The sequence below is a fragment of the Pallidibacillus pasinlerensis genome (assembly GCF_009996845.1).
Classification (GTDB): domain Bacteria; phylum Bacillota; class Bacilli; order Bacillales; family Caldibacillaceae; genus Pallidibacillus; species Pallidibacillus pasinlerensis.
The window spans coordinates 1-25,383 of record NZ_JAACYS010000048.1 but is presented as its reverse complement, the minus strand read 5'-3'; the positions used below and the strand labels follow the sequence as shown (position 1 = coordinate 25,383).

26 protein-coding genes are annotated in these 25,383 nt (G+C 36.4%); 11 read left to right on the top strand and 15 right to left on the bottom strand.

From position 1 onward, the window contains the following. Positions 1–25 precede the first annotated feature (25 nt). Positions 26–511, bottom strand: a complete 486-nt coding sequence (locus tag GW534_RS10670; RefSeq protein WP_246204084.1) for a class I SAM-dependent methyltransferase — start codon at positions 509–511, stop codon at positions 26–28. After that, positions 484–627, bottom strand: coding sequence for a hypothetical protein (locus GW534_RS16475; RefSeq protein ID WP_246204083.1), 144 nt, complete (start codon positions 625–627; stop codon positions 484–486). The genes GW534_RS10670 and GW534_RS16475 overlap by 28 nt, the downstream gene beginning before the upstream one ends. 247 nt (positions 628–874) lie before the next feature. Here GW534_RS16475 and GW534_RS10665 point away from each other — a divergent pair, with 247 nt between their 5' ends. From GW534_RS10665 to lipA, 3 genes are all read left to right on the top strand, one after another. Then, a complete protein-coding gene (locus tag GW534_RS10665) occupies positions 875–1,654 on the top strand; it encodes a 2-keto-4-pentenoate hydratase (protein ID WP_161921000.1) in 780 nt (259 codons plus the stop codon). A 326-nt stretch (positions 1,655–1,980) separates the two neighbouring features. Then, positions 1,981–2,772 carry a lipoate--protein ligase family protein gene (locus GW534_RS10660; protein WP_161921002.1) on the top strand — a complete coding sequence of 264 codons (792 nt, stop codon included), beginning with the start codon at positions 1,981–1,983 and terminating at the stop codon, positions 2,770–2,772. Next, positions 2,759–3,694 carry a lipoyl synthase gene (gene lipA, locus GW534_RS10655; protein ID WP_161920999.1) on the top strand — a complete coding sequence of 312 codons (936 nt, stop codon included), beginning with the start codon at positions 2,759–2,761 and terminating at the stop codon, positions 3,692–3,694. The genes GW534_RS10660 and lipA overlap by 14 nt, the downstream gene beginning before the upstream one ends. 287 nt (positions 3,695–3,981) lie before the next feature. Here lipA and GW534_RS16810 read toward each other — a convergent pair whose 3' ends face one another. The 4 genes from GW534_RS16810 to GW534_RS10635 form a co-directional block, all read right to left on the bottom strand. After that, the gene (locus GW534_RS16810; protein ID WP_202630898.1) at positions 3,982–5,175 is read right to left on the bottom strand and encodes an SEC-C metal-binding domain-containing protein; all 1,194 of its coding nucleotides are present in this window, start codon (positions 5,173–5,175) and stop codon (positions 3,982–3,984) included. Between the two features lie 60 nt (positions 5,176–5,235). Beyond that, positions 5,236–5,415 (bottom strand): hypothetical protein, encoded by a 180-nt coding sequence (locus GW534_RS10645; RefSeq protein ID WP_161920998.1) that lies wholly within the window; start codon positions 5,413–5,415, stop codon positions 5,236–5,238. A gap of 59 nt (positions 5,416–5,474) precedes the next feature. Next, positions 5,475–6,272: a nuclear transport factor 2 family protein gene (locus tag GW534_RS10640; RefSeq protein WP_161920997.1), complete on the bottom strand. Its 798-nt coding sequence runs from the start codon at positions 6,270–6,272 to the stop codon at positions 5,475–5,477. 251 nt (positions 6,273–6,523) lie between these two features. Beyond that, a complete protein-coding gene (locus tag GW534_RS10635; protein WP_161920996.1) occupies positions 6,524–7,336 on the bottom strand; it encodes a hypothetical protein in 813 nt (270 codons plus the stop codon). Between the two features lie 212 nt (positions 7,337–7,548). Between GW534_RS10635 and GW534_RS10630 the strand changes: the two genes are divergently transcribed. The 6 genes from GW534_RS10630 (at position 7,549) to GW534_RS10605 (ending at position 11,302) form a co-directional block, all read left to right on the top strand. Continuing rightward, the gene (locus GW534_RS10630; protein WP_161920995.1) at positions 7,549–8,055 is read left to right on the top strand and encodes a hypothetical protein; all 507 of its coding nucleotides are present in this window, start codon (positions 7,549–7,551) and stop codon (positions 8,053–8,055) included. Positions 8,056–8,221: 166 nt separating this feature from the next. Further along, the gene (locus GW534_RS10625; RefSeq protein ID WP_210253478.1) at positions 8,222–8,593 is read left to right on the top strand and encodes a hypothetical protein; all 372 of its coding nucleotides are present in this window, start codon (positions 8,222–8,224) and stop codon (positions 8,591–8,593) included. Between the two features lie 269 nt (positions 8,594–8,862). Next, positions 8,863–9,714, top strand: coding sequence for a DUF4293 domain-containing protein (locus GW534_RS10620; protein WP_161920993.1), 852 nt, complete (start codon positions 8,863–8,865; stop codon positions 9,712–9,714). 152 nt (positions 9,715–9,866) lie between these two features. Further along, positions 9,867–10,220: a protoglobin domain-containing protein gene (locus GW534_RS10615; protein ID WP_161920992.1), complete on the top strand. Its 354-nt coding sequence runs from the start codon at positions 9,867–9,869 to the stop codon at positions 10,218–10,220. Positions 10,221–10,290: 70 nt separating this feature from the next. Further along, the gene (locus tag GW534_RS10610) at positions 10,291–10,749 is read left to right on the top strand and encodes a flavodoxin (protein ID WP_161920991.1); all 459 of its coding nucleotides are present in this window, start codon (positions 10,291–10,293) and stop codon (positions 10,747–10,749) included. Positions 10,750–10,975: 226 nt separating this feature from the next. Next, a complete protein-coding gene (locus GW534_RS10605) occupies positions 10,976–11,302 on the top strand; it encodes a phasin family protein (protein WP_161920990.1) in 327 nt (108 codons plus the stop codon). Positions 11,303–11,476: 174 nt separating this feature from the next. On the opposite strand, the gene thrB is transcribed toward GW534_RS10605, so the two are convergent. The 5 genes from thrB to GW534_RS10585 form a co-directional block, all read right to left on the bottom strand. Beyond that, entirely contained in the window at positions 11,477–12,415 is a 939-nt protein-coding gene (thrB, locus tag GW534_RS10600; protein WP_161920989.1) for a homoserine kinase, read from the bottom strand. A 303-nt stretch (positions 12,416–12,718) separates the two neighbouring features. Next, positions 12,719–12,874, bottom strand: coding sequence for a hypothetical protein (locus tag GW534_RS16230; RefSeq protein WP_210253477.1), 156 nt, complete (start codon positions 12,872–12,874; stop codon positions 12,719–12,721). A gap of 11 nt (positions 12,875–12,885) precedes the next feature. Continuing rightward, complete coding sequence (gene thrC / locus GW534_RS10595; RefSeq protein ID WP_161920988.1) at positions 12,886–13,923, bottom strand: threonine synthase; 1,038 nt, start codon at positions 13,921–13,923, stop codon at positions 12,886–12,888. A gap of 1 nt (position 13,924) precedes the next feature. After that, positions 13,925–15,217: a homoserine dehydrogenase gene (locus GW534_RS10590; RefSeq protein WP_161920987.1), complete on the bottom strand. Its 1,293-nt coding sequence runs from the start codon at positions 15,215–15,217 to the stop codon at positions 13,925–13,927. A 477-nt stretch (positions 15,218–15,694) separates the two neighbouring features. Continuing rightward, complete coding sequence (locus GW534_RS10585) at positions 15,695–17,164, bottom strand: zinc ribbon domain-containing protein (protein ID WP_161920986.1); 1,470 nt, start codon at positions 17,162–17,164, stop codon at positions 15,695–15,697. Between the two features lie 568 nt (positions 17,165–17,732). On the opposite strand from GW534_RS10585, the gene GW534_RS10580 reads away from it, so the two are divergent. Continuing rightward, a complete protein-coding gene (locus GW534_RS10580; protein ID WP_161920985.1) occupies positions 17,733–18,236 on the top strand; it encodes a sigma-70 family RNA polymerase sigma factor in 504 nt (167 codons plus the stop codon). Positions 18,237–18,680: 444 nt separating this feature from the next. Here GW534_RS10580 and GW534_RS10575 read toward each other — a convergent pair whose 3' ends face one another. The 3 genes from GW534_RS10575 to GW534_RS10565 all read right to left on the bottom strand — a co-directional run bounded on the left by GW534_RS10575 (position 18,681) and on the right by GW534_RS10565 (position 22,200). Then, on the bottom strand, positions 18,681–18,905 hold the full coding sequence (locus tag GW534_RS10575) for a hypothetical protein (RefSeq protein ID WP_161920984.1): 225 nt from the start codon (positions 18,903–18,905) through the stop codon (positions 18,681–18,683). Between the two features lie 118 nt (positions 18,906–19,023). Further along, the gene (locus GW534_RS10570) at positions 19,024–20,823 is read right to left on the bottom strand and encodes a zinc ribbon domain-containing protein (RefSeq protein WP_161920983.1); all 1,800 of its coding nucleotides are present in this window, start codon (positions 20,821–20,823) and stop codon (positions 19,024–19,026) included. Positions 20,824–21,591: 768 nt separating this feature from the next. Beyond that, positions 21,592–22,200 carry a hypothetical protein gene (locus GW534_RS10565; protein WP_161920982.1) on the bottom strand — a complete coding sequence of 203 codons (609 nt, stop codon included), beginning with the start codon at positions 22,198–22,200 and terminating at the stop codon, positions 21,592–21,594. 270 nt (positions 22,201–22,470) lie between these two features. Here GW534_RS10565 and GW534_RS10560 point away from each other — a divergent pair, with 270 nt between their 5' ends. Next, positions 22,471–23,355 carry a C39 family peptidase gene (locus GW534_RS10560; RefSeq protein ID WP_161920981.1) on the top strand — a complete coding sequence of 295 codons (885 nt, stop codon included), beginning with the start codon at positions 22,471–22,473 and terminating at the stop codon, positions 23,353–23,355. Here GW534_RS10560 and asnB read toward each other — a convergent pair whose 3' ends face one another. Beyond that, entirely contained in the window at positions 23,356–25,266 is a 1,911-nt protein-coding gene (asnB, locus tag GW534_RS10555; protein WP_161920980.1) for an asparagine synthase (glutamine-hydrolyzing), read from the bottom strand. It lies immediately after the preceding gene. Between the last annotated feature and the right edge of the window lie 117 nt (positions 25,267–25,383).

Below are 25,383 nucleotides of genomic sequence, written 5' to 3'. Positions count from 1 at the left end.
TAGACCCCAATATTTTTTCGACAGTTCAATAAAAATAGGTACATCGCAAAAAGTTCTGCGTATATTCACATTGACAATCTTCTTGGAGCATTGTTTTTATTTTTTCTGCCACAAAGTAAAATTCATCATCCCAATGGGCTTTATTTTCCTCGCGACATGCTTCTAATTGAGCTTCCGTTTCAAAAGCAATATCTCCAATTAATATTTTCCCTTCATCATTTAATAAAGATAGTAATTGTTGGATAAAGCTAATCTTCTGCTCGTCTGTTAAATGGTGTAGCGTATAAGTACTAATGATAGAATCATATTTCGCACCCTTAACTTCCTGTGGGAAGCCCTTTGATATATCCCATTCACTCAAATTTGCTTTCGGCATTTTTACTCGAGCGATTGATATCATTTGTAGAGAAAAATCAATTCCATCAATTTTGTGACCATGTTCATACAATTTACTAGTTAAAACTGCTGTACCAAAGCCAATATCTAGTATGGTGGATTTTGGCTTTTGCATTGCTCGTTAAAAATAAGATTCAAAATTTGTTTATAACCAGCAAACGCATCTTCATTTATTTGAACGGTTTGATCATAGTAATTAGCCCATAAATCAAATCCATGTTTTCCTAACATTAGTTGCCTCCTGTTTATTTTTCCAATTTAAGCTGCTAAAAAACTCCTTTTCTTCATTTCAATCTCCGCCTTTCATTAATGATAGATTTATAATAACATAGTATCTGAATTTTCTAAACAACACGATACAATGTTGAAATCACTTACATTTCCAACCCTCGACAAAATAGCTTAAAAATTTGCACAATCTGAAAAATTGGTTTATTATTCTTGTAACGTTTTTTCAAACTAAAGGAGGAATCAACCGATGACTAATCTTGTCGAAGAAGTTGTAGAAAAAATACTGCGTGCATATGATACAATGGAGTCGATTCCGTTTATTCGTGATCAATACAATATTGATGAAGAAACAGGATACGAAATCCAAGATGCGCTTATTAAAAAATTATGTGAAAAACAAAACGCACAAGTTGCTGGTTATAAAATTAGTATGACAAGTCCTGAAACCCAAGCAATTGCCGGTGTTAACGAGCCCGCCTACGGTACTTTATTAACTACGAATCTTGTAAAAAGTGGTGAAACCGTATCTTTTTCCGATCTTTTTGCTCCATTAATTGAAACGGAAATTATGTTTATTTTACAAGATGACTTAACACCTGACGCTAGCGCCGATGAAGTTTTACAAAAAAGTAAAATTGCTGCGGGGATTGAAATTCCTGATGCCCGTTATATCGATTGGTTCCCAAATTTCAAATTAGCAGACCTTTTAAGTGATAACACAGCTACAGGCCTCATCGTTGTATCAGACCCAATCGAACCGCTAACTTATGAACAATTGTCTGATGTGCAAATGGAGTTATTCCTTGATGGTGAAAAAATTGCTGATGGAATTTCATCTGCTGTTCTTGGTAATCCAGTTGATGCAGTAATCTGGTTAAATCAGAAACTAGTAAAACACGGAAAGCAATTGAAAAAAGGTATGGTTATTTCATCTGGTACTTTCATTTCACCTCCTGTTGCAAAAGAAGGAACGTATACCGTTACATATTCAAATATCGGGAAAGCAGAAGTTACTTTTGTAAAATAACAAAACACCATTCGGTATTTTTAATAGTGTTAGAAAAATCATCCTATAAGCAGAATGTAACCCTTTTCATGTATTTTTTTACTTAAAATCCAAGTTAAAGACTTTGTTTTCAGAAAAAGCTTTAAAATAGAATATGTGAATTAGTACTTTTGCTAATTTAATATTTTTGAAGACAGTACGACTGGAATTTTCAAATAAGTTCATCAACTCAATAATGTGTGACGAATTGTGAAAATATGACAGTCTAACAGTATACAAAAGGTGGCGATTTTTTGGAAACGAACTGGGGATTACTTGACACAGGCTACCATAGTGCAGCAATTAATATGGCATTAGATGAATGTTTACTTAATTGGCAAAGTGAAGGGAAAATTCCTCCGACTCTACGTTTTTATGGTTGGAGTAAGCCTACTTTATCTATTGGCTATTTTCAGCGGGCGAAAACAATTAGTTTTGAAGGAATTAAGAAACACGATTGTGACTTTGTCCGTCGTTTAACAGGGGGAAGCGCTGTTTTACATGCTGACGAACTTACGTATAGTCTCGTCATTTCTGAGAATGACCCTGGCATACCAAAATCTGTAACAAAAGCCTATTACGTTTTAACACAAGGTGTTTTGGAAGGGTATAAAAATTTAGGCGTCGAAGCTGACTTTGCCATTCCTGAACGGGAAATTGATAATGAGCGTTCTGCAATTTGTTTTGAAAAACCGTCCTTTTACGAAATGCTAGTCGATGGCAAAAAAATTTGTGGGAATGCTCAAACGAGAAAAAGGGGAGTCCTTTTACAACATGGCTCTCTGCCAATCTCGGTAGACAATGATTTACTCTTTGATCTTTTTGCTTTTTCATCGGAAGAAATGCGAGAGCGAAGAAAAGCCCGATTTGCAGGTAAAGCAACAACTATTCATGAAGTAACGGGTAAAACTTTCACATATGAAGAAATGGTTGAAGCTTTTAAAAATGGGTTCGCAAAGGGATTAAGTATTACATTAACACCATATGAATTGACAGATAAACAATGGGCGGAAGTGAAGCATTTGGCTGAAACGAAATATACTACTGATATTTGGAATATGTATACTTCAAAGGAGCGTGAAAGCATTGCCAAAGTATGAACACGTTAAAAAACCTGAATGGCTGAAAATTAAAATTAAAACAACAGAATCCTATAAAAATATTAAGAAACTTGTTAGCGATAATCGCCTACATACCGTTTGTGAAGAAGCAAAATGTCCGAATATTTATGAATGTTGGAGTGAACGTAGTACAGCAACATTTATGATTTTAGGAAGTATTTGTACACGGGCTTGCCGGTTCTGTGCAGTGGCTACAGGGCGTCCAACAGAACTCGATTGGGCTGAACCAGAGCGCGTTGCAGACTCCGTATCTGTTATGGGATTAAAACACGTTGTTGTGACTGCGGTTGCTCGGGACGATTTAAAAGATGGTGGAGCAGCAGTATTTGCTGAAACAATCCGTGCAATCCGGCGAAAAAATCCATATACAACGGTTGAAGTATTACCTTCTGATATGAAAGGCGATTACGAGAGTTTACATACGTTAATGGATGCACAACCGGATATTTTTAACCATAACGTGGAAACTGTGCGTCGCCTAACACCGAGAGTTCGTGCCATTGCAAAATATGATCGTTCTCTCGAATTGTTAAAGCGTGTAAAAGAAATTTCACCGAACACACCAACAAAGTCAAGTATTATGGTTGGACTTGGGGAAACAAAAGAAGAGTTGTTAGAAACAATGGATGATCTATTGGCACATAATGTTGATATTTTAACAATTGGTCAATATATGCAACCTACGAAAAAGCACTTAAATGTAGTGCGCTACTACCACCCAGATGAATTTGAAGAACTAAAACAAATCGCGTTAGAAAAAGGCTTCGAACATTGTGAAGCAGGTCCATTCGTCCGCTCCTCTTACCATGCAGACGAACAAGTTCGCAGCAGACCACAACAAAAAATCGAATACATGAAAGCCGTAGAAAAACAAACCGGAAAACAAGTCCAAACCGTTTAATTTGGTACATGGGTGGTACACGGGGACGGGTTCCTTGTTTCATTTTGATAAAAGGGCCTGTCCTTTGTTATTTTGGTAATTTGGTACATGGGGACAGGTCCAGCGTTCCAATTTTTGTAGTGTGGTACATGGGGACGGGTCCAGCGTTCCAATTTTTGTAGTGTGGTACATGGGGACGGGTCCAGCGTTTCATTTTTTCGAAGTGTATAATTTTGTAAGCCATTAAAATTGGTACACCGAACCCGTCCCCCTGTTTCACCCCCCCTGTTTCACCCACCTGTTTCACACTATTTTCCGCAGCATTTTTTATACTTTTTCCCGCTTCCGCATGGACATGGATCGTTTCTGCCAACTTTAACCTTATTTTGTGTTGAAGTTTGGTTTTTGATATTTTCCTTGACAAGCATATTATCTCTTTTTATCATTTCTGAATACTGTTGTTCTCTTGCCACTGTAATCTCTTCCCATTTTTCTAATAACGGATGACTTTCACCCATTATTTTGTAGAAAAAATAAAATAACTCTTCTGCTTCTAACATCGTATTTTCATACCCTTTTTTCACATAATCCTCAATTAAAGGAAAAGCCTTCGGTGACAAATGCCCAACCAATCCTTCTATACACATAATTTTCCCATCGGCATCAAGATAGTCATAACATTGAACAAGTGCATTTTCAGCAGCTTCATTTTTAATTTCTTTTAAAACACCTAAAGAAAAAATATAATGATCTTTATTTTTTGCATATGGTAAAACAGCATGTACCGCTTCTTCACATTGGAATCGCTGTAATGCTTCTAAAATCTCTTCCACTACGAAATCATCGTTTGAAGCTAATAAGCTTGCAAGTTGAGGAATCAATGATTCATCTTGAAGTAAGCCTGCTACGTAAATGGACATAATTCCTTCAAACGTAAACCAGTCCTCTTTTAAATCTTCTTCAATAATTTTTCTGACGATACTAGACTTATAATATCCTTTTTCTACTAAAATTGTTGCTAGTTGTTTTGTTAAACGGAAAAGAAATGAATCAAATTGATCAGCTTTTTCTAACTCATTTAAAAATGTATTATATTGGTTCCATAGTTGCTTCTCTGTTGCATCCAATAAAAATTGACAATAATCAACATATTCCTTTGTAACTAACTTTTTCCGGACAAATTCTTTTCCATATTTTACAATATACTCAGGCTTTAAATTGTTCACCGTACGTACAATCAAATGTTTTTGCGTTATGTCAACGATATCGGCTAGCTTAAGTAAATGTTTTACGGATTCGTCATTTAGGGGCATTGAGTCAATGGATGTAATAATCTTCATCCGATTTTCTTTAGAATTAACTGCATGTTCAAGTAAACGATTCGTCCATTCAACTGGAGCATAGCGAAACTCCCTAACATTATGCATAATATTAGCTTGTAAAATCGGATTTTCTTGAATTAAAATTGGATCTATTTTTTTAATAAAATCTGCTACAGCCACTTCAATCTCTCCTTAGTAAACAATGGTGAATATTAATAAATATAGTCTATCTAATACAGGTTAATACAATTGTACTTTATTTTTAAACCCATTTGCTTCCTTTTTCACATAATCCCGAACAAAAAATGACTGGACAATATAAACGATTGCCAGCCATTGTTGTGATACACGGGGATACACGGGGACGGGTCCCTCGTTCCATTCCTCGTTCGATACACGGGGACGGGTCCCTCGTTCCATTTGAAAAATGAAACACCGAACCCGTCCCTCTGTACCACCACCTCTGTACCACCAATGTTTTAGAAAGTTTCGCTCGTAATCTTCCACTTTCCATTATGTTTTATCAAGTAAAATGTAACATTATCGGATTCAGACATCGACTCGCCCATAAAACTTGCTTTATACGACATTATAGTGTCAACCTCTGCTGAATTACCTTGGATATGTTCATCAATTATTTTTACAGAAAATGACAGTTCTGCACTTGAAGGAATAAAGTCTAAATAATATTCAATGTCCTCAAAAACATCGATATATTCATCTTCATATAAATATTCCCTTGCCTTACTAAAATTTTGATTATCTAGTGCATCAACAAAAGCTTCCACAACCCCGGATGGAGTATTTGGTGACTTAAAGAAAATAAAATAACAAACTATGATGGCTGCAATTGCAACAGCACCAACGATTCCCCAAATTAAACCTTTGTTAGGCCCCTTCTTAGGAGGAAAAAAATGATTCCTGGGACCACCTGGTGAAAAACCTTGATTGTAATTTTGTTGAAAATTGCTTGGACCATGTTGATGAGTTTGTTGGTTACTATGGGTACTTTGATACGGAGTAAATGCTTGATTGGGTTCTTGAGGTTGATTTGTTGTCTGATTCAATTCTTGATTCGTTACATTATCTTGTTGTTGCGAATCTTGCACGTTTGGTTGAGTAGATTGTTGTGAAATAGCCCTTTGCGTTCCACATGATGCGCAAAATTTTTCACTACCGTTAAAAGTACTGCCACAGCTCAAGCATTCTTGCGCCTGACCACAATTAACACAAAACTTTCCTTCTACATTAGCTCCACAAAATGTACATTGTTTCAAGACTTCAAATCCTTCCTTTTATAAAGTTAATTAATCAGTACATGATGCCGAACTTATCTAGAAAATCAGATAAAATAATAAGAGGCAAAGTCCATTGAAAATCCTTGCCCCTTATTAAGTAAAACGTAATTCATTCATATGAATATGCGATTGTATTGCCCAATATGGCATTTAAATTTTTTTCTATTATTGTCAAAGGTTAGCAATAATTGATAGAAACAACATAATGGCTAAATGATTAATTCTAATCTTTAGAATAAAGGAGGACTTATTATTTTATCCAATTCGGACTTATCTTCAGGATTCGGTTCTGGTTCGGATGGTTCTGTACCTTTATCTGACGATGAATCCGAACCATTATCTGATGAAGAATCATCATTTCCTTTGTCTGGTGATGAATCTGATCCAGTACCTGATGATGAACCTGTTCCTGTGCCCGATGATCCGGTTCCTTTATCTGATGAACCTTTATCTGACGAACCAGTTCCTTTACCTGATGATGAACCTTTATCTGTTGACGAACCCTTTCCTTTATCTGATGTTGAACCTTTGTCTGATGACGAACCCGTCCCTTTACCCGGTGACGAACCTTTATCTGATGACGAACCTTTATCTGATGAAGAACCCTTTCCTTTGCCTGATGAAGAACTTTTATCTGTTGATGATCCCGTTCCTTTGCTTGGAGATTTACTTGAACCTTTATCTGATGAAGAACTCGTATTAGTGTGAGATTTGTTAGAAATGACATTAGTCTCATTGTTTAAATCATTTTCATCTTCCATCTCAACCACATCAACTTCTTCAACTGCTTCTTCTAACGGTTCTAGATCTTCTACATTTAACTCGCTATCGAGAAATGCACTAAGTTTTTCATCATCTAATTCATATAACTTACTCAATATTTTTGTTTGTTCTTTTTCATTATGTAAGGAAACATCAATCACTTCATTTGTTACTTCTTTTTCCGGTTTGTTTGTTAAAATTAACACCGAAATAATGGCAACAGCTAGAATTCCTGCACCTATTATTGATAATATCCTACGTCTTCTTCGTCTCGATCTCATATTAATCCCCCGCGCATCTTTTAAAAATACTTTAAACTTATTTTAACATAATGACTAAAATTTGGTACAAAAAGACAATGACTTAGGAAACTGATCACTCTTACACACTTTTTCTTTATCATCTAGAAAACTATACATAAACTAACCAGTAACCATTTTATGATGGAGTGAAACACCGAACCCGTCCCCTTGTTCCACCAACCATTTTATAAATGAACGAAACACCGAACCCGTCCCCTTGTTCCACCCAACATATTCGTAGCGAACTTTGTCCACGGGGCGATTTTTACCTTGATAAGTATCGTTTGGTGACGGAGAAAAGATTACAGTATTTATTTTTAAAAGATTATAATTATCTTCCTTATTATAAACGGCTCGAAAAAATTAAAAGCGTTTTGCAAACTAACGTCCGGCAAAAGAAGAAAGTGATTTTAGATAAGTTGGCAAAAAGATATGACGAACATCTGGATCGTGCATTAAATATTCAGAATGACGAAAAACGGAGAACAACGGTTGTCAATTTAATGGATACGAAGGATGAACGGCTTGAAGAAATTGGGAACAGTGTGAAAACGGCGGTTAAAAATTATATAGGGAAAATTAATCGGAATAGCTTGATTGGATATTATAAAAAAAGGTTGTTTACGGATTTTGAGTGTTTTAGGGAGTATAGTGAAGGTTTCACTAACGAACAAGCTCTTGCTATTGGACATTTCTAACCTAATTCAAGCATGAAATGTCCATTAGAATACCTCTATTGGACATTTTTACGTGAATTCCAACTCGTTTTGTCCGTTAGAACCGTCCTATTAGACAGTTCTGGTCTGGTACGTTAGCAGGGATTGCCATTGGAATAAAGGCTGGCCGCGGAAACCTACTTTATTAATGATCGGAATCGGCATGGTTTCAACATTCGCGTTTGCATTAGTATTCGCTAACTCTGTACCAAGCCTTTCCTATGTATTACTTACAATTTCTGGATTTTTCATGTTTTTACAATATCCAATTTTCTTGAACTTACCACATGAGATGAAAAACATGAGTCCACATAAGTTAACTATTATGTTCGGTCTATTTTGGGCAATCGCCTATGCAGGACAAACAATAGCTAACTTTGTCTGGAGTTATATTTTAGGTGCATTCGGATACGTGCCATCGATGATTTTCTTTATTGCATTCGCTAGCTTATACTGTTTCTTAATCCCGACATTACCGGAAACGAAGCAGAAAGATACTGTGTTAAAAAATATAGCTTAAATTATACGTTGTTCGTGCGGAAATGAATCAGTTTTGTTCGAAATTCTGATTTTTCCGTGCGAACTTTTCTTTTTTTGTTCGATTTTTCAATTTTTTGTGCGAAAAACTTAAATTGTGTGCCATTTTCCTATTTTTTGTGCAAGACCATAATCAAATTTTTTTCTACTAAAAATACTTAACTCTCATCAGCGTTTTAACGGTACTTTTAACTAATCCCTTTTCATAAGATAAAAGGAAGAACGATGAAACTTTAGAAAGGGGTCATGCCTTTGATAAAAATTACAAAAATAGGCATTAGCATTATTTTAACGATTTTATTTTTTATACCGTGGATTACGATGGAAAACTTGATTGGATTTGACATTGAATTTTCACCGTTTCAAATTATTTTAGCTGCCTTAGCCTTTAGTAATACATTAGACCTTCAAGATATACCAGCAATTTTCCTCATTCTACTCATTATGCCCATTCTTAGTATCGTTTCAATTTTTTTAACAAAATATCGGGCTGTTACGATGATCACAGGGATTTATGCACTACTCATGATCATTTGGTTTACCGGTGGTGGCGGTGGTTTTGAAAGCTTGTTAATCGGCGGTTACTTAACATATGTAGCTTCCATTGCATTAATTGTTATTTCCTTTTTTAAAAATCAACCTAAAACACAACCTCAATACTACAACAATTATCAGCAAAACTATATGAGCGGAAGTGAACCTATTGGGCAACCGTGGCGAAATCAACAGTCCCCTTTTCACGGAGGGCAAATGAATCAACAAAATTTTGCAGGTGGGAATCAGACGAACAGACAACATCCATCTTCATTCCAACAACCTGGAGGGCAAAATTTCCAGCACTATCAAAACTCCCCCAATATTGCACCTAATCATCAACAATATGCACAACAGCTAACTCATAATCATCCACACAATCAACCCCAACAGTGGCAACCACAGAACCAAAATCCCACTATAAGGCCGAGTCACCGCAACCAAAATCAGCCGGAGCCTACTCAGCATTTTCACCAACAGCAGCCGCCTGTTAACCCAAATACTCCTCAACAGACACAACAAAATCAGAACGTCGACACGACTGACCCAAATCGCGACAATTCAAGTTAATTCACCTGCCTGTACTATTTGTGCAGGCATACTTTTTTAAAAAATACATACACAAGCTGTAAAATTCTTCGTATTACTGTGACTCTAATCAAATGACGAAACCCAATTTTCCATTATATTAATATTAGAAACATTAAAAAGGAGTGTTAGAAATGGCTGAAATGGTTGCACAAGAAACAATTAATGAACTTGTTGATCGCTTTTATGACAATTTAACAAAGGAACAATACTTTATTGAACTTTTTGAAAAACGTAATGTTGATATTGAAAATTTAAAAGCAAGACAGCGGGAATTTTTATATAAACTTGCCAACACAGAAGCTCCAAAAGATGAACATAAAAGCCGCGTGAATCGTAGCCATGCATTTCAAATGAATCCGGAAGGGGCAAAACTTTGGATGGATACGATAATAGAAACGATTCGTGAACTCGATATTGAAGAAGATGCAAAAGCAAACTTAATCGAAAAAATCGAATTTCTTTTAAAAAATTTGCTTAATAAATAACTCAAATTCCAATCAAAATATTATCAAATTCCTTGAAAAAGGTAGATAATAGTATTAGGAGGTTTGAGTTATGGCAAGTTTTATCATGGTATATACAAGTATGACTGGTAATACAAAAGCGATGGCTGACGGCCTGGCAGAAGGAATCCGTAAAGCCGGATTTGATGTGCGTATAGAAGAGTCTGACGGCTTCGATGCGAAGGAACTGGAAAAATACGATGGCATTCTCGTTGGTACCTATACATGGGGTGGAGGAGAATTACCAGATGAAATGTTGGACTTCTATGATGACTTAGCAGAAGTCGATTTATCAGGTAAAAAAGCAATCGTATTCGGTTCTTTTGACTCCCTATATGGTGATAACGGAATAGCCGTGGACATTATGATGGATCAATTGAAAAAACAAGGTGCCGAACTCATTTACGAAGGATTTAAAATCGAACTAGATCCCGACCCAGACGAACTAGAAAATTGTCGGATTTTAGGTAAATGGTTCGCTGAAACGGTCGAGAGCACTCTTGTGAAATAAATATCATGGTAACCTCATTGTAGGTTGCCTTTTTTAATTAGGCATACGCCTCTAAAATGCACAAATTTACACCTAATCCAATATAATGAAAAAGCAATTTTCCTACACACCCCACCTTGTCAGCCACAAAACTGTTTCAATCGTTTACACTTTGTTCACGAATACCTTGTTTAACTGGTTGTATAATGAAAGAAAAGAATGTTTTTTACAAATAGGAGGAGTATCAATGGATTTAAAAGACTTTATCGATCGCATGTTTACGCTTGGAATTGGTGCTGCCATCGCTAGTAAGGAACAGCTCGAAAAATTGATCGACGAGCTTGCAGAAAAAAGCAACGTTGCCAAGGAAGAATCATCAGATATCGTTGATGAACTAATGAAAAAAGGAAAAGAATATCAAAGTAAGTTCGAAGCCTCTGTTAAAGAAAAGGTAAAACAAACATTAAAGGATAGTGATTTCGTTACGAAAGAGGAATTTGACGCACTAAAGAAACGGGTTGAAGAATTAGAAGCACAGTTGAAAGCTGCAAACGATAACAAAACAGAAGAATAAAGTGGTACAGGGGGAGTGGTACAGGGGGAGTGGTACAGGGGGACGGGTCCCTTGTTTCATTTTTGAGTGGTACAGGGGGACGGGTCCCTTGTTTCATTTTTCAAAAAAGAAGGCAGTGTTAACCTAATATCAGGTCACACTGCTTATTACTTTTTATAATATGGCATCACTCTGCTATTTTTCTAAACTCTCAAGGGTCCGTTCGTTTATTTTACAAATAACACCATTGTGATCGATTGGTAATTCAATTGTCTGAGCGCGTACACCGTGTTTTTCCATAACTTGATTTATATACGAAATCAGTGGCTCAGTATCTTGGGAAGTAAAAGCAATAATCGTTGGACCTGCCCCACTTATCGCAGCACCAATTGCCCCATGATTTTTTCCATTTTCTAAAATTTCCTCAAAACCAGGGATTAACCTTTTCCGATAAGGCTGATGAACCTTATCATTCAGTGCTTCTTGCATTGCACGGAAATCTCCTTTCAATAGTGCTGCTGAAAGTAACGCGGCATGACTAATCGCATGAACCGTATCGGTTTTTGAATAATGATCTGGCAACACGCCTCTTGCTTCCTTCGTTGACAGTTCATAATCTGGAATAGAGACAACAACTTTTAATTGTCCCGGAGGCGAAATCGTTACATATGAATACTTGTTTTCAGCATTTTTTGCCGATACAATAATTCCACCAAAAAGCGAGGCACCAACATTATCCGGGTGACCTTCCAATTCCGAAGCAAATTGAAAAATTTCATCCTTTGTAAAAGGTTTTCCGAGGAGTGCATTTACTGCTACCATCCCACCGATGATTGCGGCTCCGCTACTACCAAGCCCCCTCGCTAAGGGGATATCACTTTCTACTTCGATTTCCAATTCTGGAGTTTCAACTTTCGCCTGTTTACAAAGGTAATCTGCTGCCTGATAAATAAGATTTTGTTTGTTATTCGGCAAGCCTCTTTGCTGTTCGCCAACGAAGTGAAATTGAGTTTCCTTTGCCCGTTTCATTTTTATAATTGTGTATCGTTGTAATGCCATACCAATCGAATCGAAACCAGAACCAAGATTTGCTGTACTGGCAGGCACCTTAACCATGACTTCATAATCATTCATATTTAACGACTCCTGCATATTATTTTGTATAGTGGAGGTTTGATTACTTTTTATGCAAAATGAACGTGGGTCTACATTATGTGATAAATTGTTCTTCATAAAGATGATGAAGGACAGTTCGCACCATTTTTCGCTATTATTTGTCCTTCATAAGCGCGATGAAAGACAATTTGCGCACTTTTCCGGAATCTTTTGTCCTTCATAAGCGCGATGAAGGACAATTTGCGCACTTTTCCGGAATCTTTTGTCCTTCATAAAAGCGATGAAGGACAATTCGCACCATTTTTCGCTATTATTTGTCCTTCATAAGCGCGATGAAGGACAATTCGCACCATTTTTCGCTATTATTTGTCCTTCATAAGTGCGATGAAGGACAATTCGCACCATTTTCCTCAATCGTTTGTCCTTCATTACCCTCAACACATTTTGTCCAGAATCAAAACCGATCCCAAGTCTCATAACATATCACCCTACAACACTTCCAACACCGCATCATAACTACTATCAACCGTAATCATATCAATGTTCTGATTCAACACGACATCTGGATCTTTTAATCCGTTACCTGTTAAGATACAAACTACACGCTTGCTTTCCTCAATCAAACCTGCTTCCCGTGCTTTCAACACGCCAGCAAAGGATGCCGCTGAAGCTGGTTCCGCAAAGATACCTTCTGATTTTGCCAACAAACTTTGAGCTTGTAAGATTTCCTCATCCGTTACCGCATCAACTAATCCGTCAGATTCCTTCAATGCATTCGCTGCCTTATCCCAACTTGCTGGATTACCAATACGAATGGCCGTTGCTACCGTTTCTGGATTTTTCACAACTTCACCTTTCACTAATGGTGCGGCACCTGCTGCCTGGAAGCCAAACATCCGCGGCACCGCAGTAGATTTCCCAGCCTCATAATATTCCTTAAAACCTTTCCAGTAAGCCGATATATTCCCCGCATTCCCAACTGGAATCGCCAATATATCCGGAGCATCGCCTAAATCATCAACAATTTCAAATGCCCCTGTCTTCTGACCTTCCAAACGATACGGATTTAACGAGTTTACAAGAGTAATTGGCTTTGACCCAGTAATCTCACGAACAATAGACAATGCATCATCAAAGTTTCCGTTAATGGAAATTACTTTCGCTCCATACATAATCGCTTGAGCAAGTTTTCCAATTGCAATTTTTCCTTCTGGAATTAATACAAAACAATCCAAGTTTGCTCGTGCTGCGTAGGCGGCAGCGGCTGCAGAAGTATTTCCTGTTGAAGCGCACATAATCGCCTTACTTCCTTCTTCAACGGCCTTCGCAACAGCCATCACCATGCCACGGTCTTTAAAGGAACCCGTTGGATTTAACCCTTCATATTTAAAGTAAAGATCTAGGCCTAGCTCCTCTGACAAATTATTTGCCCGAATCAGAGGAGTACCCCCTTCATGCAAGCTAATCAAAGGTGTTTTTTCTGTTATTGGTAAAAATTCTTTATATTTCTCTAAAATTCCTGCCATCTTATTCGCCACCTTCCACACGATAACAACTCTTTAATTCTTTTACGATATTAAACTCTCGCACTAGTTGTAAAAATTTCTCGATGCTTGCTTTCGAAGTAGAGTGAGTGACTAATATTAACTCAGCCTCACCTTTTCCATGCGGTTCTTGTAAAACTTTTTCCAAACTAATTTCATTTTCCGCCATTAACTGAGTAATTTTCGCTAACACGCCACTTTCATCTTGCACAATCAGTCGGATAAAATATTTTGCAAATACTTGGTCTGGTGACTTCAAACGCTTTTCATGATACGGAAACGACATTTCCCGACCATTGATGCCGAGTCTAATATTTTTTACAACCGCTACAAGGTCTGATAAAACCGCTGTCGCTGTTGGTAACTCTCCTGCACCTGGTCCGTAAAACATTGTCTCGCCAACCGCTTCACCGTACACATAAACCGCGTTAAACACATCGTTTACATTGGCAATTGGATGGGAATTTTCCACAAAAGTAGGTTCAACGCTGACTTCAACACAATCATCGTCCCGCTTTGCAATACCAATTAACTTCATTGTATATCCGAGTTGCTTTCCATATTGAATATCTTCTTGTGTCACTTCGGAAATGCCTCGACAAGAAACATCATCCCACTGCACGCCAACATGAAAACCTAATGTCGCTAAGATTGCCATTTTTCTTGCTGCGTCTAAACCTTCTACATCAGATGTTGGATCCGCTTCTGCATAACCTAAATCTTGTGCTTCTTGTAAAACTTGCTCAAAAGGAAGTCCCTCTTGACTCATTTTTGTTAAAATATAATTCGTTGTACCGTTCACAATCCCCATGATTTTCGTAATGCGATCGGAAGAAAATCCTTGGACTAAAGTTCTTAAAATTGGAACTCCGCCTGCAACACTCGCTTCATAAAATAAATCGCAACCTTTTTCCGCTGCTTTTCTTAACAATTCATCACCGTGGGCTGCGAGTAAATCTTTGTTTGCCGTTACTACGTGTTTCCCTTGTTCAAAAGCTTGTAAAATATATGTTCTTGCCGGTTCAATGCCACCCATAACTTCAATCAAAACTTCAATTTCCTCATCATAAATAAGATCATCTGGATTCGTTGTAATTTTATCTGGATGAACAAATACATCCCTTTCTTTATCTGGATTCTGAACTAAAATTTTACTAACTTCAATCGATGAATCGGTTTGCTTATATAAATCCTCTTGAAAAGACTCCACTAACCTCACAATACCAGTTCCAACTGTCCCCAATCCCATAAGACCAATTTTCACTTTGCCATTCATCTCTTTGTAGCTCCTCCCTCTTTTTCCATATATAAAAAGGTTTATCTTTATCTTATTACCTCTACGTCCACCTAGTGTGAACATTTGTTTATTTATAGAGTACATTTTATACCAGTTTCTAAAAAATTACAATTGTTTTTTTATAAAATTTTCATAAAAATTGGAACAGAGGGACAGGTCCCCTGTTTCACTCAATTTCGAACATCTGGCATCTGGTACAGAGGGACGGGTCCCTTGTATCACCAACATAAAAAAGGACCGATTTCCAGCGCTCACCAAAAAGAGAAACACCGAACCCGTCCCCATGTACCACAACATCACCAAAAAATGAGGCCAATCCCAGCGCTCACCAAAAAGAGAAACACCGAACCCGTCCCTATGTACCACACCCATGTACCACACCCATGTACCACACCCATGTACCAAAAAACCTCCCATATAGGGAGGTTTTGCGCAATCAATCGTACTATATAATTTTTATTTCGCCCATTCAGACGTTAGTTGAATCGGTTCTTCTACTGTTAATATTTGTGCATTTTTATCATTAAAATTTTCTGATTCACTTTCCTCATCGACTAACCATTTACCTTGAACTTCATCATAAATTAATACATAATCATAACCTTCTTCAACCCTTGCTAAACCATTGGCCGCTTGACCCTTTTTATAATAATCCCTTAAAAATACAGGTTTAGCAGAAGCATATGCATACCAAACATCTTTTACTGGTTTGTACTCTAAATTAAAGGAATCTAAATCGAAGGTTGTTGAAAAATGTTTAGCCGTATAAACATAATTCGATTCTCTATCCTGTTCAGCTTGTGAAATTAATTCATTCTTAAGTTGCTCAGTTGCGGTTGTAATCTTACTTCCGTCCGCACTCGTTCTCACCATTATCCGTTCACTATTAAACGTATGAATGGTTTTCATCATATTATTTTTTACATCTTCATTTAAAAATTCAACATTGATATTTTGACTATCAATCGGTGCCTCTTCCGTTTTAACGGTACCCCAAGGTAATTCAGCCCCAATTGAAAAAGACACTGAACCATCTATTTTGACTGGACCAAAGGTTGGATCTTCAACTAAATTTTTATCAATTTCTATACCATTAATAAATAATGTAGCGACACCTTCATAATCTCCTAGATCAAATGTCACCTCATCTCCGTTTAAATGAAGATCCACTTCAACTTTTTTAGATTTACCATCAATAAGAACTTCTCTTTCAGCTGATAAATCAACATAATCAGTTTTTAACGTTCCTTTTATAGTGTGTATGCCAGGAACAAATGGGCCATATTCACGTGACGAATTGTCGAATTTAGCTTTACCAACTTCCACTTCATTCACAAATAACACTGTACCCTGATAATTTGTACTAATTTCTAAATGAACACTCGGTACAACTAATTTATATTGATCATGAAATAAAATTGAACCTTCTTTTTTCAAATAAACCATACCATCTATAGTTGTATGATGTTGTTCGCTGTTATGTTTTAATGTTTCCAACTGCTTTTTCAAGTCCGATACCGTTGAATCGATTGCCTCTGGATTTTCTTGATAAAATTTCACAAAACCTGCAACGGCTGTCTCACTAATTTCCAAATCCCCATCCTCATATGATAGAAGACTGGCAACAGTTTTAACATTCCCATCGATTAACGCTTGTTCAAAGTTTTCAATCATTCGATTTGTTGAAAATAAATTTTGAAACAGAAAATGTATGCCAATTAATAGGATAATAGTTATTAATCCTGATACTAATAGTATTTTATTTTTTCTAGTCGGTTGTTTTTGCGGAGCTTGTGGTTCCGGACTTTGAACTACGTCCTGATTACCACTTTTATATTGTTTTTCTTTATTTAAAGGAGTTCCACAATTTATACAATAAGTAGCATTTTCTTCTAAGCTGCTACCACATTTCTGACAGTCTCTCATGTTTGCCTCCTAAAACCCATGTATGGAAGTATACACTTATCTAATTTAACTAATAAACCACGAATTCGATTATTTCGTAACTGATTAAAATCCATAACTTAATATAGCAAAGTAACAGCAATTTGTACATCGGGTTTTTTTCTTCATAACTTTTGTAAAAAATAATCATCTGTAAAACTTTTTAGATATATTTTTAATCTAGCTAAATTTCGAACCTTCCTTTGTTTATTATACACAATTTTTACTACGCCAACTTATCACTGGATATTTAATCAAATTTGCAACGTATAGCTGCTTTCAAAATATAAATTATAACAGTATAACATTAGAAAATGATTAGAAAGAAAAAGCTCTTATTTGTAAAATATACTGAATTTTTCGATAAAATATGCTCAAAGGTTCACATATTAGCACATAAGTATACTTATTTCACTTTTAATCCTTTATAGATCTTCTCTAAATTGTAATATTTCACGAAAAAACAAAATTCGACTAAAAACGCAAGAATCCTTATGTTTTAAGTACCCGGGAATAAATAGAAAGGCGCGTCTTTCAGAAAGGGTACAGGATGAAAGACGAAGTAATTTTCGAGGATCTTGTTGTTACGATGAAACCGATTATTTATTCCATTATCCACAAATTGAACATTTATAAAAATCATGAAGAATATTATCACGCAGGGCTCATTGGTTTGTGGGATGCTTATCAGGCTTTTAATCCTAAGAAAGGGAATTTCCAAACGTTTGCATACTACTATATACGTGGGGCAATTTTACAAGAATTAAATAAAAATCGCAAGAAGGAAGATGGGGAACAGTTTGTCGATGACTACGGATGGCAGGTGATCGCCAATTCATTTACGGAAAAAAACGACACGAGTCAAGTGGTAGAACTTTATAATTTGCTTGAAAAACTCCCGAGTAAACAGCGACAATTTATTGAGCTCCATTATTTCAAAGGGATGAAGTTGAAAGAAATTGCCGCGGTATTCAACATTAGTTATCAAACTGCCAAATCGTGGCATCGGAAAATTTTAGGTGAACTTCGCAAACAGTGGAATCAAGAGAAATAATGGTTGGGCACTTTTTGATGGATGCCGATTGGCAGGTGTTAAGGACCGGCGGGCAGGTGAACAACTTGCCCCGCCTGGTTATTGTTTTGCCTGCGTTCACTGATGGTATTATGGGGTTCATTAGCGATAATTGGTGATATACTAATGATATATCTTGGTTCGTTGGCGATATTTTTCAGTTCACTGACGATATATGATTTTTCACTAACGATATTTTTTCTTTCACTGGTGATATATCGATTTTCACTAATGATATTTTGCTTTACTAACGATATATAACAGTATAATATTGATATATTAAGGTTCACTGATGATATTTTGAAATTCACTAGCGATATCTCATGTCTCACTAACGATTTATCCCATTTCACTGACGATAAAATTTAGTTCACTGTTGATATGCTGCTTTTCCCTAACGATATCTCTCATTGCTTGCGTTACCCCTCAGTCCTCCACCTCTTCATCAAGATCTATCACAAAGGTATTCGGACTAGCTGCAATGGTTGGGGCAATATTCTCATTATCTTGGCGATTTTCTCTGTAAAACTCTTCATTTAGTGCAATATTTGCATCTTCTTTACTCATATTTTCTTTTGAAACTTTCGGTGCTTTCCGTTCAAGCCGAGATTGAATTTCTAAATTTGTTTCAGCAGCATTTTTTTCACTCATCATAATACCCCCTTTTCACCTATAGATTTTCCTATTTTAAGTTTTCTAACCAAATTTTAAAAGTCGCTTACAAAACACAGCACAAAAAAAGACCTGGCACTTTTGCCAGATCAAAAACCTATTCACTTGACTCATCTTCTCCACCATCACCCGCATCTCCATTCGTCCAAGAAGATGTAAAAGTTTCTGGAGATTCTACCACAATTTCCTCTGTGTTATCATCATTGAAATACCATGTTTCATATATATATTCGACAATCCATTTTTCTTGTTCCTCATCATAGGACAAATAATATTCAAAATCCTGTATATACTCTATTAAAGAAGGCGGTTCTTCACCAATAAAATACTCATTATACAGATAGTTACTTCTCGCTATTACATCAACCTTCCACGCACGATCATACTCATCGTAATAAAAATAGAAGGAGTTTAAATCAACTATAGTAGATAGATATTGGAAACTAAAGGCTATATCCATACTCTTATATGAATCAATATTCATTTGTGCAAAATCTTTTAACAATTCATCAGCATGGGTCATCGCATCCACGTTATCACTTGTCATCGCTTCAATCCATTCAAGTTGATAGTTATGCACTGTATTCATTATCGCTTGTTTTGTACTCTTATCAATTAAATCAACTTCAACAAAATAATCATCTATTGGCTGTTCTTCCGTCTGGACCGTTCCCCAAGGAAATTCTGCCTCAACAGCATATGTCATCGATCCATCGATGAGAACCGGACCAAATTCATCTTGCTCCGTTAAATCGACACCGACATCCGTACCATTTATTAAAAGCTTAACTTCAACATCTGTGCCATACATATACGGGAGACTAAAGTAAACCGTATCTGCTTCCATATACAGATCAACAAAATACTGACCATCATCATAAATGACAACTTCTTCATCAGTTGTTAACTGTAAATATTCTGTTTCTAAAACCGCTTCTACCTTATGTTTTCCGGTAATAAATGGACCAAAGGTTTCTTCGTAAAAATCTGAGTCGGATACCCCTACTTCCTCACCGTCAACTAAAATTTTTACACCTTCCATATTTGTATATACATTTATATGACCCGTAGGCACAACAATTTTGTATTTGTCAAAGTATAAAAATTTCCCGTCCTTCTCAAGCATAGCCATATGAACGAAATCCCAACGTCCATCCGCTTGCCGTTTTAACGACTTAATTACCGTTTCTAATTCATCTTCATTTTCTTCAAAATAACCGAGATATGCTTCAACTGCGTTTTCATCAATTTCCACACTCTTATGATTAGCTGAGAGCATATCCACTAATGTATCAACATCTTTTTTCTCTATAGCCTTTTCAAAATTTGCAATTAACCGATCAGCGGAAAACATATAATTTAATACAAAATGAGTGACAACTAATAAAACTATAAGTGCTGCACCAGATATTATCGAAATTAATGCACCTTTAGAAAGCTTTTTTCTAGGAGTCTTTGGTGGTGCTGGCGGCACAGGTCCGGATGGAGTATTCGGTCCAACTTGCATTTGGCTTTGTCCTGGTGTTGGTTCTTGTTCTGGAATTTGGCTTTGACCAAAAAATTGGTTAGGTCCTTGATTTTGCTCATGACTTGACTGAAAATAACTGGATTGACTTGCCTCTCCTTCTAGTTGTTTTGCATCAGATTGCGAAGATGGTTTATTTATTTGATTACTTTCATTTCCATCTGAATTCGATTGTTGTGATTGAGATGAAGTTTCTTTTGCGGATTCATCTTGGGATTGTAAATCTGATTGTTGTTCCCCGTGACTTGTGTCTGAAGGCTGGCCCCCTTCCTGAGCACTTTGATCTTGTTGTGGCTCAATTCGCGCACCACACTCACTACAAAAAAGGGCACCCTCCGCTAACGGCTTCCCGCACTCGTTACAAAACTTCATGCATCCTCCCCCTGATGAAAAATCCTTACTTAGTTATGCTTATTGCAGATCACCAGTAAATATGATTCAAATTAAATCCAACATTTATAATCTAAGGTGCTTTTCTTTGGGAAGCCTTGTAAAGAACAAAATATAAGCATATTATGGGGGAATTGTCTTTTAGCATCTTTGTAAAAGACAAATTAATTTCAAATTAATTTCAAATTAAGTGCAAAATGGCTTTTTGACAGGCTATAAAAGACATAACTTTCGGGCAAATAATCAATAATGTCTTTACTAACTTATATAAATGACAATTCTTAAGTGAATTTCACACATAATGTCCTTTTGAGCGATTGTAAAAGACAATTTTCATTCATATTTTGCACAATTTGTCCTTTTGGCTACCTATAAAAGACAAAATTTTCTAGAACATCTCAAACGGAAACGGGGGAAACGGAAACGGGGGGACGGGTCCAGTGTTCCATTTTTCTGTTGAACGAAACGAGGGACCCGTCCCCATAGCCATCAAGTTTACGAAAAGTGAGTGGATGAACTTCACTCACTTTTCCGTTATTTTAAGAAAATCATGAGTTATTAAGAATTTATTCCACGACAAATAAGCCTCTACCTGGAGACTTTTCTGAAATTTTAAGTTATTAGAACTTAACTAACTTTGGCTATGGATTCCAAATATCGATTTCCATGTTTTAAACAATATTTCGATGGCTATGGGGACAGACCCCCCGTTCCGGTTTTTGGAACAAGGAACCCGTCCCTCTGTTCCAGTTAAACACGAGAACAACCCCCAGTTCCGGCTTTGGAACAAGGAACCCGTCCCTCTGTTCCAAATGCCTCTGTTCCAAATGAAACACCGAACCCGTCCCCGTGTTCCAGCGAAACAGGCAGTTTGCTGTTCGGTAAATACTGAATTTCTAATTGCTTTCCTTCGAGTTCTTCTTTATAAAAAGAGCGGGAAATTTTTAAATGGTGGACGTTAAACGATTGGTCCCCAAAATGCAATTCAAAAAGATATTCATTTTTATGATCGTACTTTACTTCGTCAGGTGTACCTACAAAGGTTTCAAATTCCCCTTGTTCATACAACTTTTTATCATCGGAAAGAAGGAGGACATACCGCATTTCTTGCAATGTCGCAAAGGAAAAAATAATCAACGCAATAATAGCCAAAACCTTCCATACCCGTTTCCGCGCCAGCAAACTGATAAATGCCAATAAAAATACCGCGAACAAGCCTAAGAACAACCCGCCGAGCGAACTATAAAGCTCTTTCTGAATAAGAGAATCGGCCACCCCTTCCCCTTTTTTGAAAAAAATCACCATGAACACAAAGGAAGCAATTGTAAAAATGAGTAACAAAATACTTTTTTTATCCAACTTACGATTGTTTAACCCTTTACTTTCTTTTCTCATGACATCACCACAGAATTATTCTTGAATAACAAAATTTTACCATCTTTTATCATGCTTTGCACAAAGTAAAAATCATTTATAATCTTAACTGGTAAGAATTAAAGAACTTGTTATAATAAAGTTACATATAACAGTTCAAACAGTGGCAAAGCGTTGGAAATACAACACTGGATATACTAATTTAAATAGTAAGAGGCAAATTTTATCAAATAAAAAACAAATTAGGTGTTACAAATGAACTTATTATTCATGATTATCATATATTTACTAATCATCCTTTTCTATCTGATTAGAAGCATTGTAAAAAGAAAAATATTGTTTCCCGGGATTAAACTGATTGTACTTGCTGTTGTTTTTATCATGATAGGCGTTTTTCTCGATTCTAAAGAATTTAAAACCTTAGATCGTGCCGCCGAGTATTATAAAAATGTTTTTAGCATCATTCCAATGGAAACTAGTACCAAAAGTATGTATCCCTATGATAATGATTTTGAACTTCATGTAGTAAAAATAGATGATCAAGTCTTAATTGATGCACCGCTTATAAATCAAATGCCGGAGTTGCCTCGTGGCTGTGAAGTAACAAGTCTTGCCATGCTCCTAAATCATGCAGGAGTTACCGTTGATAAAATGACCCTGGCAGAACAGGTCAAAAAGAATCCGGCGGAATATCAGGTTATAAATGGAGAAATTCATTATGGACATCCGAATGATGGATTTGTCGGGGACATGTATACATATCAAAATCCGGGTCTCGGTGTTTATCATAAGCCGATTGCCGAACTGGCAGAACAATATTTACCCGGATCGATCGTTGATTTAACAGGTTCAGATTTCCAAGAACTTAAAACCCATCTAAATGATGGCCGTCCTATTTGGGTTATCATTAATACACACTATAAAGAGCTTGGCCCGGAATATTTCGAAACGTGGCATACACCAAGCGGCACGATTGAAATTACATATAAAGAACATTCCGTTTTAATTACAGGATACGATGAAAATTATGTTTACTTTAATGATCCGCTTACAAATATAAAAAATAGAAAAGCACCCATTAAAGATTTCGAAAAATCCTGGGTGCAAATGGGTCGCCAAGCGATCACATATTTAAAATAATTAATTTTTCACGAATAATTCTTCTGCACTTTTAGAAGAGGCAACTTTTCCATTGTCAAAAGAATATACATTTTCAACATAGACTTGATGCCAAACCATAAACATAAGTACAGTCCATATTTTACGGCTGTAATCTCCTTTACCACTGCAATGTTGTTCCAACAAATTATAAACATAGTTTTTATCGATTAAGTGATCCGTATTACTTTCACGGATTATTTTTTTTGCCCAATCATACATTTCATCCTTTAACCAATGGCGAATCGGTACCGGGAATCCAAGTTTTTTACGGTGCAATACGTGATCAGGTACAATTCCTTCCGCCGCTTTGCGGAGAATATATTTCGTCGTTCCGTTTGCCGTTTTCAATGAAGTCGGTATTTTTGAAGCCACATTAAAGACTTCTTTATCTAAAAATGGTGTCCGAAGGTCGACAGAGTGTGCTGCAGAAGCCCGATCCGCTTTCAATAAAATGTCTCCCCGTAACCAAGTATGGATATCAATGTACTGCATCGTCTCAACCGGTCCATAACCGGCAACTTCTTGATACAATTTTTTCGTAATATCCGTATAATCTACATTTTCATTGTAAATGTGAAGGAATTTCCGCTTTTCTTCTTCTTCGAACATTTTCGCATTTCCTATATAACGTTCTTCCAACGGAGTTGTCCCACGTTCAATGAAACTCTTACCTTTCATTCCCTCCGGCATTATTTTTGCCACTTTTTGCAGTAAAGACTTTGTAAAGCCTGGCAGTTTATTAAAGATTTCCAGAGATTGTGGCTCACGATAAATATTATATCCGCCAAAGAATTCATCGGCGCCTTCCCCGGAAAATACAACTTTAACATGTTTACTTGCTTCTCTAGCGCCAAAATAAAGAGGTACACACGCCGGATCGGCAAGAGGGTCTCCCATAAACCACATAATCTTTGGAACTTCATTCATATATTCTTCCGGTGAAATAACGTAGCTGATGTTCTCAACACCGATTTTTTCAGCTGTTTCTTTGGCAACATCGATTTCACTGAAGCCGTCACGTTCAAATCCGACTGAAAAAGTTGTTATATTCGGATTTATTTCTTTCGCAATCGCAGCCATAAAAGAAGAATCGATTCCGCCGGATAGATAAGAACCGGTTGGGACATCTTTTTCCATATGTCTTTTTACCGAGTCAAACAGGACTTCCCGAATTTCCTTAACAAACTCGTCTTCCGTTTTGTGTACCGGTTGGAAAGACGGTTTCCAATAAGATTCGATTACCATTGGTAAACCGACTTTTTTGACAAAGTAATGGCCGGGTTCCAATTTATAGATTCCTTCATCCAATGTCATTGGATCGGGAACAAATTGATAAGTTAAATATTGTTGCAATGCCTCGTTGTTAACTTCGCTCTTATTATCTTGAAGCATCACAATACCTTTTTTATCGGATCCAAAGAAAATGGCATCTTCTTTTTCACTGTAAAAAAGCGGTTTGATTCCAAAATGATCTCTCGCTCCAAATAAGGTTTCTTCTTTTTTGTCCCAAATAACAAAAATAAACATGCCTCGTAAATGTTCAGCGACCTTTTCACCAAAAAGCCAGTACATGTTTACGATAATTTCAGGAATAAAATTCGTTTCAATATTTACTCCCTCTTTGGAAAGAATTTCTTTTAATTCAACACGATTATAGATTTCACCATTAAAAATAATCCAGTAACGATCATTTTCATACGTCAATTGCTCATTAAGACTATCTACATCCGAACTATATCCTTTGTGAACAAATTGAATATATCCGTCCATATATTGACCCTCAAATAAATCACGCTGATTCATGAGGTTGTCCATCTTTTTATATGATTCACTTTGTGCGTTTTGATTATTTTGCAACTGTTCAAAAATACATCCAATAAATTGGCTCATATTATATTAAATTGCACCTCCAAGTGATAGATACATAGGTTGGTAGTCCTATATATTTTAACAAAACTAGGATTATTGTACCAAAAAATCTTTTTTTTCATACCCTTTATTGCATCT